Origin of the sequence: Streptomyces sp. CBMA156 (assembly GCF_014596515.1) — a bacterium.
In the GTDB taxonomy this organism is placed as follows: Bacteria; Actinomycetota; Actinomycetes; order Streptomycetales; family Streptomycetaceae; genus Kitasatospora.
Genome location: NZ_MSJQ01000086.1, coordinates 1 through 13,607 on the forward strand (window position 1 = coordinate 1; position 13,607 = coordinate 13,607).

Annotated in this window: 13 protein-coding genes; 10 read left to right on the forward strand and 3 right to left on the reverse strand. The window is 73.9% G+C overall.

What is annotated here, in order from left to right:
• Positions 1-240: 240 nt before the first annotated feature.
• Entirely contained in the window at positions 241-567 is a 327-nt protein-coding gene (locus tag BU198_RS07135; protein WP_188296006.1) for a hypothetical protein, read from the reverse strand.
• 201 nt (positions 568-768) lie between these two features.
• On the opposite strand from BU198_RS07135, the gene BU198_RS07140 reads away from it, so the two are divergent.
• The 8 genes from BU198_RS07140 (at position 769) to BU198_RS07175 (ending at position 8,968) form a co-directional block, all read left to right on the forward strand.
• On the forward strand, positions 769-1,746 hold the full coding sequence (locus BU198_RS07140; RefSeq protein WP_188296007.1) for an STM4015 family protein: 978 nt from the start codon (positions 769-771) through the stop codon (positions 1,744-1,746).
• 62 nt (positions 1,747-1,808) lie between these two features.
• The gene (locus tag BU198_RS07145) at positions 1,809-2,765 is read left to right on the forward strand and encodes an STM4015 family protein (protein WP_188296008.1); all 957 of its coding nucleotides are present in this window, start codon (positions 1,809-1,811) and stop codon (positions 2,763-2,765) included.
• A gap of 16 nt (positions 2,766-2,781) precedes the next feature.
• On the forward strand, positions 2,782-3,906 hold the full coding sequence (locus BU198_RS07150) for an STM4014 family protein (RefSeq protein WP_188296009.1): 1,125 nt from the start codon (positions 2,782-2,784) through the stop codon (positions 3,904-3,906).
• 53 nt (positions 3,907-3,959) lie between these two features.
• Positions 3,960-4,802, forward strand: a complete 843-nt coding sequence (locus BU198_RS07155; protein ID WP_188296017.1) for an STM4013/SEN3800 family hydrolase — start codon at positions 3,960-3,962, stop codon at positions 4,800-4,802.
• Complete coding sequence (locus BU198_RS07160; RefSeq protein WP_188296010.1) at positions 4,799-6,133, forward strand: STM4012 family radical SAM protein; 1,335 nt, start codon at positions 4,799-4,801, stop codon at positions 6,131-6,133. The genes BU198_RS07155 and BU198_RS07160 overlap by 4 nt, the downstream gene beginning before the upstream one ends.
• A gap of 11 nt (positions 6,134-6,144) precedes the next feature.
• Positions 6,145-7,044, forward strand: coding sequence for an STM4011 family radical SAM protein (locus BU198_RS07165; protein WP_317620005.1), 900 nt, complete (start codon positions 6,145-6,147; stop codon positions 7,042-7,044).
• A 284-nt stretch (positions 7,045-7,328) separates the two neighbouring features.
• Positions 7,329-8,486: a class I SAM-dependent methyltransferase gene (locus BU198_RS07170; protein ID WP_317620006.1), complete on the forward strand. Its 1,158-nt coding sequence runs from the start codon at positions 7,329-7,331 to the stop codon at positions 8,484-8,486.
• Between the two features lie 101 nt (positions 8,487-8,587).
• On the forward strand, positions 8,588-8,968 hold the full coding sequence (locus tag BU198_RS07175; RefSeq protein ID WP_188296012.1) for a VOC family protein: 381 nt from the start codon (positions 8,588-8,590) through the stop codon (positions 8,966-8,968).
• Between the two features lie 434 nt (positions 8,969-9,402).
• Here the strand turns inward: BU198_RS07175 and BU198_RS07180 are convergent, their stop codons facing one another.
• The gene (locus BU198_RS07180) at positions 9,403-10,113 is read right to left on the reverse strand and encodes a rhomboid-like protein (protein ID WP_188296013.1); all 711 of its coding nucleotides are present in this window, start codon (positions 10,111-10,113) and stop codon (positions 9,403-9,405) included.
• A gap of 679 nt (positions 10,114-10,792) precedes the next feature.
• Between BU198_RS07180 and argG the strand changes: the two genes are divergently transcribed.
• Positions 10,793-12,205: an argininosuccinate synthase gene (argG, locus tag BU198_RS07185; protein ID WP_188296014.1), complete on the forward strand. Its 1,413-nt coding sequence runs from the start codon at positions 10,793-10,795 to the stop codon at positions 12,203-12,205.
• A gap of 83 nt (positions 12,206-12,288) precedes the next feature.
• On the opposite strand, the gene BU198_RS07190 is transcribed toward argG, so the two are convergent.
• The gene (locus BU198_RS07190; RefSeq protein WP_188296015.1) at positions 12,289-12,636 is read right to left on the reverse strand and encodes a hypothetical protein; all 348 of its coding nucleotides are present in this window, start codon (positions 12,634-12,636) and stop codon (positions 12,289-12,291) included.
• On the opposite strand from BU198_RS07190, the gene BU198_RS07195 reads away from it, so the two are divergent.
• Positions 12,635-13,607 (forward strand): polyketide synthase dehydratase domain-containing protein (locus BU198_RS07195; protein ID WP_188296016.1); only part of this gene is annotated, 973 nt, incomplete at its 3' end. The genes BU198_RS07190 and BU198_RS07195 overlap by 2 nt on opposite strands.

Genomic DNA, 13,607 nt, shown 5'->3' on the forward strand with positions numbered 1-13,607 from the left:
CACCGGCTCCGGTGGCCGCCGCGGCCGCCCGCCAGCGGGCCGTCACCTCGGCCGGCCCCGGCAGTGCCCGTGCCCCGCCCGGGTCGCCGTGGACCTCGTCGTGGATGACCGTCTCCATCCCTGCTCCGTTCCCGGCCGGGCTCCACGCCCGGCCGTCCGTTCCCGTTCCGTGCCGCGGCCCGGGGCCGCGTCCAGTCCTCGTGTCCCGCCTGCCGCCCCGTGCGGCGGGCGGAGCGGCCGTCAGTCCGCGACCATCCGCACCGCGCCCGGCACGTACTCGCGCTGGCGGATCACCCGGTACCAGCCCTTGGGCAGCGGTATCGCCGCGTGCTCCTCGTGCACCACCCGGCCGCCCTCGGGCAGGTGCAGCCAGCCCGCGCCGAACGGCCCGGTCTCACGGCGCAGCCAGCCCGGGCCGACCACGGCATGGGCGTGCCCGGTGACCTCTCCGAGCGCGAGCACCATCCGGCCGCGCCCGTCCCTCGGCTGCACGGCCAGCTCCGCCACCCGCGGCGGCACCACGCTCTCCTCGACCGGCACGATCAGCACATCGCCCTGGCGGTACATCAGTCCTCCCTCGCCGTACGGCCGGACCCCGGCGGACGCCGGAACCCACGGCTCCGCCGCGTTCGACGCGGTCACTCTCCGGAGCCAGGACCCGAACATAGGGCAAGGGTCTGACAACGCGCCCGGGCGGCGACCCGGCCGCCGGATTGTCAGTCCCGGCTGGTAGACAGTTGTTCGGCCCCGACCCCAGAGGAGCAGCGCATGACTGTCAACGACCACATCGAGCGGTTCCACGGTCTCCCCGTCTTCGACTTCGTGGCGGCCGTGGCCGAAGCCGAGGAGAAGGGCGGGTCCGGCTCCGTCCAGCTGCCGGACGCGGCCGCGGTCGCCTGGAAGGTCGGGCTCGACTACGAGTCCGAGGCCACGTTCGGCGAGTGCTGGGAGCAGTTCCTCGGCGCCGTCGACACCGAGCGGGTCACCGCCGTCGTGATCGGCCAGTGGGCACCCGAGGAGCCGGACAGCTTCCAGGAGCCGATGGAGGCGGTCGTCGCCGCCGCCGGCCGACTGCCCGCCCTGCGCGCGCTGTTCGTCGGCGACATCACCTACGAGGAGTGCGAGATCTCCTGGATCCAGCAGTGCGACATCACGCCGCTGCTGACGGCCTTCCCGCGGCTGGCCGAGCTGGTGGTGCGCGGTGCCTCCGAGGACTGGGACGGCAAGGGCGGTCTGGCCCTGACGCCGCTGCGGCACGAGGCCCTCAAGGCGCTGCGCTTCGAGGCCGGCGGCCTGCCGGGCCCGGTCGTGCGCTCGGTGGCCGGCTGCGACCTCCCGGCCCTGGAGCGGCTCGAACTCTGGCTGGGCGTGGACAACTACGGCGGTTCCTCGACCATGGCCGACCTCGCACCGTTCCTGGACGGCACCCGCTTCCCCGCGCTGCGCCACCTCGGCCTCCAGAACAGCGAGTTCCAGGACGACATCGCCGCCGCTCTCGCGCACGCACCCGTCGTCGCCCGGCTGGAGTCGCTCAACCTCTCCATGGGCGTGCTGACCGACCAGGGTGCCACCGCGCTGCTGGAGGGCCAGCCGCTCACCCACCTGCGCTCCCTCGACCTGCACCACCACTACCTCACCGAGGAGATGCAGCAGCGGCTGCGCCAGGCCCTGTCCGGGGTCGAGGTCGACCTCTCCGAGCCCGGCAAGCCCGACGACCGGTGGCGCTATGTCGCCGTAGCCGAGTAGCCGACCCCCGCATCCACCCGTACGACCACCCGTCCGACCAATTCGACCCATCAGGATCCGACATGGCCGTCTCCCGCCACCTCGAACGCTTCCACGAGCTGCCGATCCACGAGTTCACGCCCGACGACGCCCCGCCGCAGCCCGGCGACGCCCGGCCCCTGCCCGACGCCGGCGCCGTCGCCTGGCGGCTGTCCTTCGACCACGACACCGAGCAGGACTTCGCCCAGCTCTGGCAGTCCTTCCTGGAGAAGGTCGACCCGGCCGGCGTCCGCGCCGTGGTGATCGGCTCCTGGTGGCCGGACGACTACACGTCCGTGCGGCCCGTGGTCGAGGCCATCGCGGCCGACGCCCGGCGCCTGCCCGCCCTGGAGGCGCTGTTCCTCGGCGAGGTGACCTACGACGCGTGCGAGATCTCCTGGCTGGAGATGGACGACGTCACCCCGTTGCTGAACGCCTTCCCCGGTCTGAAGTCGCTGGCCGTGCGCGGTGGCAGTGGCCTCGTCCTGAAGCCGGTCCGGCACGACGCGCTGACCAGCCTGCGCTTCGAGGCCGGCGGGCTGCCGGCCACCGTGGTGCAGGCGATCGCCGGCTCCGAACTGCCCGCTCTGGAGGGCCTGCACCTCTGGCTCGGCGTGGACGAGTACGGCGGCGACGCCTCGCTGGACGACCTGGCGCCGTTCCTTGACGGCTCCCGCCTGCCGCGACTGCGCCACCTGGGGCTGGCCAACAGCGAACTCCAGGACGAGATCGCCGCCGCCGTCGCGCACGCCCCGGTGGTCGCCCGGCTGGAGACGCTCGACCTCTCCATGGGTGTGCTCTCCGACGACGGCGCCACGGCCCTGCTGGAGGGCCAGCCGCTCACCCACCTGCGCTCCCTCGACCTGCACCACCACTACCTGAGCGACGCGATGATGGAACGCCTCTGCGAGGCCCTGCCGGGAGTCGAGATCGACCTCAGCGACGCCGAGGCGGACGAGGCGGAGGACGAGGACGACCGCTACGTCTCGGTCGCCGAGTAGGCGGGCGACGGAGGCGATGACTGTGCAGCTGACCGTCCTCGGCAATCCGGGGCACCGACGGGTGACACTGTTCGCGGCCGCCGCCCGGGCCGCCGGGCTGCCCGAGCCCGCCGTCCTGCCCTGGCTGGACGTGCTGCGCGGCCGGTACCGGCTGCCCGAAGGCGGTCTGCTGCGCGTCGAGTCGCCCGGCGAGGAGCCCGAGGTCGACCGGCTGCTGCGTGGCCCGGCGCTCGGCCCGGGCTACGCACCGACCAGGGTCGAGGGCACGGCCGTCTGGTACGCGGGCGTCATGGCCGCGCTTCGCGGGCTGGCCGCCCGGCCCGGCGTACGGCTGCTCGGCGATCCGGAGGAGATCGCCGTGATGTTCGACAAGCGCCGGGCGCACGCGCTGCTCGCCGGGGCGGGGGTGCCGGTGCCCAGGGCGCTCGGCGGCGAGGTGACCGGCTGGGAGCACCTGCGCGAACGCCTCGCAGAAGCCCGCCTGCACCGGGTCTTCGTCAAGCCGGCGCACGGTTCCTCGGCTTCCGGGGTGATGGCGCTGGAGTTCGGACCACGCGGGCAGCTGCTGGCCACCACCTCGGTGGAGCTGGCCGACGGTAAGCTGCACAACTCGCTGCGGGTGCGCCGCTACCGCAGCGAGCGGGAGGTCGCCGCGATCGTCGACGGCCTGGCGCCGGACGGGCTGCACGTCGAACAGTGGATCCCGAAGGCCTCGCAGTCCGGGCGCTCGGCGGACCTGCGGGTCGTGGTGGTGGCGGGCCGGGCCACCCACGCCGTGGTGCGCACCAGCACCCAGCCGATGACCAATCTGCACCTCGGCGGCGCGCGGGGCAGCATCGAGCAGGTCCGGGAGGCCGCCGGTCCGTCCTGGCCCGCCCTGCTGGAGACGGCCGAACGCGCGGCGGCCTGCTTCCCCGGTTCGCCGATGGTCGGCGTCGACGTCCTGCCCACGACCGGCTGGCGGCGCGCCCTGGTCGGCGAGGTGAACGCCTTCGGCGACCTGCTCCCCGGTCTCACCGGCCTGCCCGGCGGCCCCGCCGAGGGCCTCGACACCTACGGCGCCCAGCTCGCCGCGCTCACCGACCACTCCCCGTCGTCGCCCGTGGCGACGGACCACCAGATCACGGAACCCGCTCGATGAACCACCGGACCACCGTCCCCGCCCCCGCCCCCGCCCCCGCCCCCGCCCCCGACATGAACGCGGTCGTGGGCACCCACGACCTGCTGCTCGTCACCCTCGACACGCTCCGCTTCGACGTCGCCGAGGAGTTGGCCGCGGCCGGCCGGATCCCGCACCTCGCCGCCGTCCTCCCCGGCGGCCGCTGGGAGCGCCGGCACGCCCCCGGCAGCTTCACCTACGCCTCCCACCAGGCGATCCTGGCCGGTTTCCTGCCGACTCCGGCCTCCCCCGACGGCCCGCACCCGCGCCTGTTCGCGGCCCGCTTCGCCGGCTCCGAGACCACCGCCCCGCGCACCTGGGTCTTCGACGCCCCCGACCTGCCGACGGCCCTGGCCGCGGCCGGCTACCGCACGGTGTGCGTCGGCGGTGTCGGGTTCTTCAACAAGCAGGGCCCGCTGGGCTCGGTGCTGCCCGGCCTCTTCCAGGAGAGCCACTGGACCTCCGAGCTGGGCGTCGCCTCGCCGACGTCCTTCGAGGAACAGGTCGCCGTGGCCGAGCGGGTCGCCGCCGGACAGCCCGCCGAGCAGCCGCTGTTCCTGTTCCTGAACGTCTCGGCGCTGCACCAGCCGAACTGGTTCCACCTGCCGGGCGCCACCCGTGAACACGGGGACACCCGGGCCAGCCACGCCGCCGCCCTGGAGTACGTGGACGCGCACATCGGCCGGCTGTTCGCCGCGATGAGCGCCCGCCGCCCCTGCTTCGCGATCGTCTGCTCCGACCACGGCACCGCCTACGGCGAGGACGGCTACACCGGGCACCGGATCGGCCACGAGGTGGTCTGGACCGTCCCGTACGCGCACTTCACCCTCCCCGCCCGAGCGGCGGACGCCACCGCGACCTCCGAGGAGCGCGCATGACCACCGCACCCCCGCGCCCCGACTCGCCGTACCAGTCGTACGTCTACGCGTACCCCCACAAGACGGCCTACCGCCCGTTGCCCGAGCGCCCGCCGCTGCGTGAGCTGTGGGCCGGCGAGCCGCAGCACGCGCTCTCGCTCTACGTGCACATCCCGTTCTGCGAGGTCCGCTGCGGCTTCTGCAACCTGTTCACCCGGATCGGCAGCCCCGAGGGCCTGACCACGGCCTACCTGGACGCGCTGGAGCGCCAGGCCACGGTGGTGCGTGCGGCACTGGACGACGGCGCCAGGTTCGCGCTGGCCGCGTTCGGCGGCGGCACCCCCACCCATCTGACGGCCGCTGAGCTGGAACGGCTGTGCGACATCGCCGAGCGGCGGATGGGCGCCGACCTGCGGGCGATACCGCTCTCGGTGGAGGCCTCGCCCGCCACCGCGACCGCCGACCGGCTGGAGGTGCTGGCCGCCCGGGGCACCACGAGGCTGAGCCTGGGCGTGCAGTCCTTCGACGACGCCGAGGCCCGCTCCGCCGTCCGCCCGCAGAAGCGGGCGGAGGTCGAGGCCGCGCTCGGCCGGATCCGCGCGGCCGGCTTCCCGGTGCTCAACATCGACCTCATCTACGGCATCGACGGCCAGACGGAGGCCAGCTGGCTCCGCTCGCTGGACACCGCGCTCGCCTGGCAGCCCGAGGAGCTGTACCTCTACCCGCTGTACGTCCGACCGCTGACCGGGCTGGCCCGGCGCGGCGAGCAGGAGAGCGCGTCCGCCTGGGACGCGCGGCGGCTCGCGCTCTACCGCGCCGGCCGCGACCACCTGCTCGCCCACGGGTACCAGCAGGTGTCGATGCGGATGTTCCGCCGCACCGCCTCCCCACAGGCAGGGGCGAGCGAGTACGCCTGCCAGACCGACGGCATGGTCGGTCTGGGCTGCGGTGCCCGCTCCTACACCTCGCAACTGCACTACTCCTTCGACTACGCGGTGAACGCCACCGAGGTGCGCGGCATCATCGACGAGTACGTCGCCACCGAGGACTTCCGGCACGCCGAGGTGGGCCACCGGATGGACGGCGCGGAGCCTCGCCGGCGCCATCTGGTGCAGTCGCTGCTCCAGGCCGAGGGCATGCCACTGGCGGACTACCGGGCCCGGTTCGGCAGTTCACCGGCCGAGGACTTCCCGGCGGAGCTGGCCGCGTTCGCCGAGCGCGGCTGGCTCGCCGAGGGCGACGCGGCGTCCCTGCGGCTCAGCCCGGAGGGGCTGGCGCACTCGGACGCCGTCGGGCCGTTGCTGTTCTCGCCCGAGGTCCGGGCCCTGATGGCGGCGTACGAGGCGAAATGACCTTCCTCGGCGTGCCCTCCGCGTCACCGCCGTCGGCGGACGGTGCACGGGACCTCACCCTGCTCTACCGCGGTCCGCTCGCCTCCTGCGACTACGACTGCCCGTACTGCCCGTTCGCCAAGCGGCGCGACAGCCCCGATCAACTGCGGGCCGACCGGGCCGCGTTGGAACGCTTCACCGGCTGGGCCGCCGGGCGCGCGGGCACCGGCGACACCCTGTCGCTGCTGTTCACCCCCTGGGGCGAGGGCCTGGTGCGGTCCTGGTACCGCCGCGCGCTGGTCGAGCTGAGCCGCCTGCCGCACGTCCGCCGCGTCGCGATCCAGACCAACCTCAGCTGCCGCACCGGCTGGCTCGCCGAGGCGGACCTCGACGCCCTCGCCCTCTGGGTCACCTTCCATCCCGGACAGGTCAGCCGCGACCGCTTCCTCGCCAAGTGCCGCGAACTGGACGCGCTCGGCGTGCGCTACAGCGTCGGCGTGGTCGGCCAGCCGGGGCACCTCGCCGAGGCCGGACGACTGCGCGCCGAGCTAGCCGAGGACGTCTACCTGTGGGTCAACGCCGCCGAGGGCCTCGACTACACCGACGCCGAGGCCGCGCAATGGGCCGCCCTCGACCCGCACTTCGGCTACAGCCGGCACGCCCACCCCAGCGCCGGACTGCCGTGCCGCACCGGTGAGTCCGTGCTGTCTGTCGACGGCGACGGCACCGTGCGCCGCTGCCACTTCGTCCGGGACGTCCTCGGCAACCTCTACGACGGCAGCTACCGCGCCCGACTGCGGCCGCACCCCTGCCCGTTGCCGGTCTGCGACTGCCACATCGGCTACGTCCATCTGGAGACCCTGCCGCTGTACGAGCTGTTCGGGGCAGGTGTGCTGGAACGCGTACCGCACGGCTGGCCGCAGGGCCGGTGATAATCGGTTGCCAACCGACCACGCTGTGTGAAAGCGTACGAACAACCGCGCAGAACCGGCAGGTTCGGAAAGGAGGCCCTCAGATGATCAGTGGCATACGGCTCGCCGCCGTGCCGGGCCTCGTCCTCGGCGACACCCCGGCTCGCGCTTCGACGCGTGAGCCGCACCGGGCCTGACACCCGCGCCCGCCGTCCCGGTGGCACCACCGCCCGACGCGCCTGCTGCTCACCTCCTCGTCGAAGTGCTCTTCGTGCCCCCTGCACGTTCCACCACGAGGAGCCCCGGTGTCCGACACTCATCGGCCCAGCACTGCCGCCCTGCCCGCCCTCTACGCCCTGCCCGCCGCCTGGCACAGCGAGAACGGCACGCCCCCGCCGCGCCGCCTGATCGCCGCCGACGACACCCTTCGCGCCGAGGCCGCCTACCGGCTGGCCTGCGAGGGCACCGCCCTGCTCTGGCAGGGCGACTACCCCGGCGCACTCCGTCTCCTGCACGCCATGCGTCGCCGCGCCGAGCGGCGCCGACCTCGATCCGCGCCCGACTCCCCGGCCGAGGCCTTCCGTCAGCACCGACGGGAGCGCGCCCGCCTCGCCCGCGTCCTCGGCATGCTGCTGGTGCCGCTCGACGCGGATCACCGCGTCCGGCTCCACCGGGCGCCCGACGTCCACGAGGCCTGCCTGGCGGCCTACGGACCGCTCCTTGACAACAGAATCGTGTCCCTGCGCGAGCTCCTCGGTGTGATCGGCGCACACCAGTGGCGCACCAGGGGCGTCGACGTTCCGGCCCTCGGCGCCCGCATCCACCCGCACTACGGGGTCTTCTCCCCCGTCCGCGGCGAGTACGTCGACCTCGTCGGCCGGGCACCGCTGCCACCCGCCGTCCAGGCCGACCCCACCGCCTACGACCTCGGCACCGGCACTGGTGTGCTCGCCGCGCTGCTCGCCCGGCGCGGTCTGCGCAAGGTCCTGGTCACCGATTCCAATCCGCGCGCGCTCGCCTGCGCCCGCGACAACGCCCACCGCCTCGGCCTCACCGACCGCATCGAGACCGCCGGAGCCGGCCTCTACCCTCCCGGCCGTGACCGGGCCGCCCTGGTCGTGTGCAATCCCCCGTGGCTGCCCGGACGACCGAACTCCACCCTCGACGAGGGCGTCTACGACCGGGACAGCCGCATGCTCCACGGCTTCCTCGACGGTCTGGCCGGCCGGCTGCTGCCCGGCGGCGAGGGCTGGCTCATCCTCTCCGACCTCGCCGAACGCCTCGGTCTGCGGTCACGCGCCGACCTGCTCGGCACCGTCTCCACGGCCGGGCTGCGCATCACCGGCCGTCTCGACACCGTCCCCCGCCACCCCCGGGCCACCGCCTCCGAACGGGCCGACCCCCTGCTCCGCGCCGCCCGCTCCGCCGAGGTCACCTCGCTCTGGAGGCTCGTCACCGCATGACTCCCGGCGACCTCCTCCGCACCGTCCGAAGTACCCCCGCGTCCACCGGGCGACACGGCTCCCGCGTCCCTAACCTGGTTACAGAGAGGAGGCGAAACACCATGCTTGGAGACGCTCCGCTGCAAGCAGTCATCCCCGCCACCGATCTCGCCCGCGCCAAGGCCTTCTACACCGACACCCTCGGCCTCAAGCTCACCGAGGAGGGTGAGGAGGAGTTCGCCTGCGACAGCGGCGGCACCCAGTTCACCGTCTACCGCACCCCCAGCGGTGGGCAGGCCGCCCACACCCTCGCCAGCTTCAAGGTCACCGACCTCGACGGCGAGATGGCCGGTCTCCGCGGCCGCGGCATCACCTTCGAGGAGTACGACTTCCCCGGCCTGAAGACGGTCGACGGCGTCGCCGAGGGCGAGGGCATGCGCGCGGCCTGGTTCAAGGACAGCGAGGGCAACATCCTCTGTGTGTCCCAGCGCGTGGGCCAGTAACCGGCCCGCCCACTCGCCCGCCCGGCGGACCGGCGGACCGGCGGACCGGCGGACCGCCCCGGGATCCGTCCGCTCGCCCGCCCGGCTGGCCGGCGGACCGGCGGACCGCCCCGGGATCCGTCCGCCGGCCCGCACTGCCCGTGACACCTGCCCAACCGCCGCACCCACGATGCCCGTCACACCGCGCCCTCCGGCTCGGACACGACGCCGCTGCCCGGCCCGCTCGACGGAGTGAACCGGGCAGCCGGGCAGCCGGGCGGGCGACGGGTGACGGGCGACACCCCACAACGGGAGACCAGCCGGTCAGTCGTCCGTCTCGTCGCAACGGCCGAGGCCGAGGCAGCGCAGGTCCAAGCACCGGATGCCGCGGCCGAAGGTGACCGTGCAGGACCTGCCGTCCGGGCCCGGCGCAGCCGGCCGTCACGAACCGCAGGTCACCGGCCGCGCACCCGCCGCCGGAGCGCCCGCACCGAGGCGACCGGGTCGAAGGAGCCCGGCCGGTCCCGGGTCAGTGGGTAGCAGGCGAACCCGATCAGCGCCGCGCTGAAGTGGCCGACGCTGGTGTAGTCCCGGCTCTGCTGCACGCCCAGCCCGTAGACCACCAGCACCCCCGCCGCGTACAGGTACCGCCACGGCCGCACGATCAGGTAGGTGAGCACCGCGACGACCCCGGCCAGCGCGTAGCTGACGCCGTAGTCCAGGGTGTAGACGGCCCTCGGCGAGGCGAGGCCCCGGTGGATCGCCCAGCCGAGCACGCCCTCGCTGAGGTAGGTCGCGCCGACGTGTGAGATCGCCGCCACCCCGATCCAGCGCAGCGTGCCGAGCCACCGTTCGGCGGGCACGTGGAAGAGGTTGTACAGCAGGAAGTAGGACAGCCAGCCGCCGCCCGCGATCCACAGCGCGCTGGTCGCCAGGACGCGGAGCGGCGAGACCTGGAGGTGGTGGAGGTTGGTCGAGCGCCGCTGCAGGATGCGGTCGGCGGTCACCGGATCGACGTGCCGGATCACCTGGGTGGTGACGAGCAGGATCGCCAGCCAGATGTAGGTGCCCGGCGCACGCCGGACGTAGGCCCACACCGCACGGGCGCCACGGGCCCACCAAGGCCGCCGCTGGGCCTCGGAGCCCCTGGCGGTGCTGCCTGCCATCGATGCCTCCTCGACACCTCTCCCCCTCACCCTCGCCCCCACCCGGCCCCACCGCCACCCACCTACCGGGGGACCGAGCCGCCGGCCCGTCCGACCGTTCGCGTACGCTGGCGCTCCGACCGTCCCGTTCGCGGCCTCCCCGGCCCCGGACCGGGCTGGCCGGTACCGGGAACCGCCGAACGAGGGCACCAGGCACGATGAGCGATCGCCTCGCCATGAGGACACCGCCCGGCCGCGCCGTTCCCCGACGCCCGGCCCCGAGAGCGGCCGGCCGGCTGTGGCCCACCACGGCGTACGTCCCGCGGCCGACCGACACCGGCCACCCTGTCGCCCTCGGGCTCGGACCCGGGCTCCGACTCGGACTCGGCACACTCGCCTCCGGTACCGCCTGGCTGCGCGCGCGGGCACCCGGCCCGGCTTCCTGATCCGCCCCACCCGCCTCCTTCTCGCCCCGCCCCCTCCAATTCCGGTTCCAACCGCCCGTCCAATCAGCGGAGTTGGCCGGATCGGCAGCCGGAGGACGACCTCCCTCGGGCACCCTCCGTCACCGCGGGCGATCGCATGCCCTTGCATTACTCTGCAAATCTATGCCAGAGTTCGGGCATCGGATCGATTACGCCGAATCCCGTCACACGTCGCTAGATCAGGGTCCCGCTTCAGGCGGGTCAAGGGTGCATCCATGTCGAAGGTCTTGAGCAAGCTGCCGGTCGGTGAACGGATCGGCATCGCATTCTCCGGTGGGTTGGACACCTCCGTCGCCGTCGCGTGGATGCGCGAGCACGGTGCCTTCCCCTACGCATACACGGCCGACATCGGCCAGTACGACGAGCCGAACCTCGCCGACGTCCCGGCCCGGGGCCGCGCGTACGGCGCCGAGCAGGCCCGGCTGGTCGACTGCCGGGCCGCGCTGGTCGAGGAGGGCCTGGCTGCCCTCGCCTGCGGCGCCTTCCACATCCGCTCCGCCGGGCAGACGTACTTCAACACCACTCCGCTCGGCCGCGCGGTGACCGGCACCCTGCTGGTGCGCGCCATGCAGGATGACGAGGTCTCCATCTGGGGCGACGGCTCCACCTACAAGGGCAACGACATCGAGCGGTTCTACCGCTACGGTCTGCTCGCCAACCCCAACCTGCGGATCTACAAGCCGTGGCTGGACCAGGCGTTCGTCGACCAGCTCGGCGGCCGCAAGGAGATGTCCGAGTGGCTCGCCGAGCGCGACCTGCCGTACCGGGACTCCGCCGAGAAGGCCTACTCCACCGACGCCAACATCTGGGGCGCCACCCACGAGGCCAAGCGGCTGGAGTACCTGGACGCCTCCCTGGAGATCGTCAGCCCGATCATGGGCGTGGCCTTCTGGGACCCGGAGGTCGAGATCCGGACCGAGGACGTCACCGTCGAGTTCGAGTTCGGCCGCCCGGTCCGGATCAACGGCCAGGAGTTCGCCAGCGCCGTCGACCTGGTCCACGAGGCCAACACCATCGGCGGGCGGCACGGTCTGGGCATGTCGGACCAGATCGAGAACCGGATCATCGAGGCCAAGAGCCGCGGGATCTACGAGGCCCCCGGCATGGCGCTGCTGCACATCGCCTACGAGCGGCTGCTCAACGCCATCCACAACGAGGACACCATCGCCACCTACCACACCCAGGGCCGCCGCCTCGGCCGGCTGCTCTACGAGGGCCGGTGGTTCGACCCGCAGTCGCTGATGCTCCGGGACAGCATCCAGCGCTGGATCGGCCACCCGGTCACCGGCAGCGTCACCCTGCGGCTGCGGCGCGGCCAGGACTACTCGGTCATCGACACCCAGGGCTCCAACTTCAGCTACCACCCCGAGAAGCTGTCGATGGAGCGCAGCGTCGACGCCGCGTTCGTCCCGGACGACCGCATCGGTCAGCTGACCATGCGCAACCTCGACATCGCCGACTCGCGCAGCAAGCTGGAGCAGTACGCGGTGCACGGGCAGCTGGCGCCGTGGAGCGGCCTGATCGGCGAGCTCGCCCCGGGCGGCGCGGCTCCCATCGCCGCCGGCACCGGCGACGAGGAGGAGTCCACCGCGCTCGACCACGCCGCGATCGAGTCCGGCACCGACTGACGCACCTCGCTCCACCGGAGGGCCGTCGCACCCCAGCGGTGCGGCGGCCCTCCGCCGCTCTCCGGCCCACCGCAACAAGGCCGTCACCGGATCCGCACCACCCCCCGCCCCCGCACCGCCCGGACGCCCAGCCGCCTGGGGTCGGCGCTCGGCCGGGTCGCCACCGCATCCCGCAGTGTCAGCAGGATCTCGCCGTCGTAGCGCTCCGCGAGCACCCGCGCCAGCTCCGCCGCGCCGCCCGGCCGGACGTCCGGCGCCAGCTCCGGCAGCCGGCCGGGGGCGCTGAGGTCCTGGGCCTGGGCGGCCCAGTGGGCCGCGTCGAACCGCTCGCCCTCGGCCGTGTAGTGCACCGCCAGGCAGTGCACGGCCAGTTGGTCCCCGTACTGGGCGGCTATCCGCCACCAGAAGACGCCGTCCGCCGTACGGCCCATGCCGTACAGCAGGCATCCGAAGGTGCGGAAGGCCGTCTTCTCGGCGAGTTCGAGGTCCAGCGCCAGCTCCCCCGGTTCCGCCGCGCCCGCCACGCCCGCCGCCTGGCCGCCCGCCGGTGCCGAGCCCGTCGACCTCACCGGCTTCTACGAGCGGCTGACCGCCGTCGGCTACGGCTACGGCCCGGCCTTCCAGGGCTTGCGGGCGGCCTGGACGGCCGGCGACAGCGTCCACGCTGAGGTCGTCCTCCCCGAGGCGGCCGAGGGCCAGGCCGAGGCGTTCGGCCTGCACCCCGCGCTGCTGGACGCGGCCCTGCACGCGGTGGGCTTCTCCGCCGCCACCGACGAACACCGCGCCGCCCGGCTCCCGTTCGCCTGGACGGGCGTCCGGCTGCACGCGGCCGGAGCGTCCGCGCTGCGGGTGACCCTGACCGTGACCGCCGACGGCATGGCGCTGAGCGTCGCCGACGGCACCGGGGCCCCGGTGATGACCATCGACTCCCTCGTGCTGCGCGAGGTCGAGGCCGCCCAGCTGGGCCCGGCCGTCGACCCCGCCGTCGCCAGGTCGCTGTTCGAACTCGGCTGGACCCCGGTGACGGCGCCGGACGGCACCGTCGAGCCGTCCGCCCTGGCCCTGCTCGGCCCGGACCTCCGGTCGCTCGACGCGCCCCGGTTCTCCGGCCTGGCCGAGCTGCTCACCGCGCTCGACGACGGGCGGCCCGCGCCGCGGCTCGTCGTGCTGCCCGTCCCCGGAACCGTCCCCGGCACCGACGCCGACGCCGCCGACCTGCCCGGCCGGGTGCGGGAGACGGTCGGCCGGGTCCTGGCGGACCTCCAGGCCTGGCTGGCCGAGGACCGGCTGACGGACAGCAGGCTGGCGGTCGTGACCCGCGGCGCCGTCGCCGTCGGTCAGGGGCCGGCCGACCCGGTCGCCGCGGCCGTCCGGGGCCTGGTCCGCTCCGCGCAGACCGAGA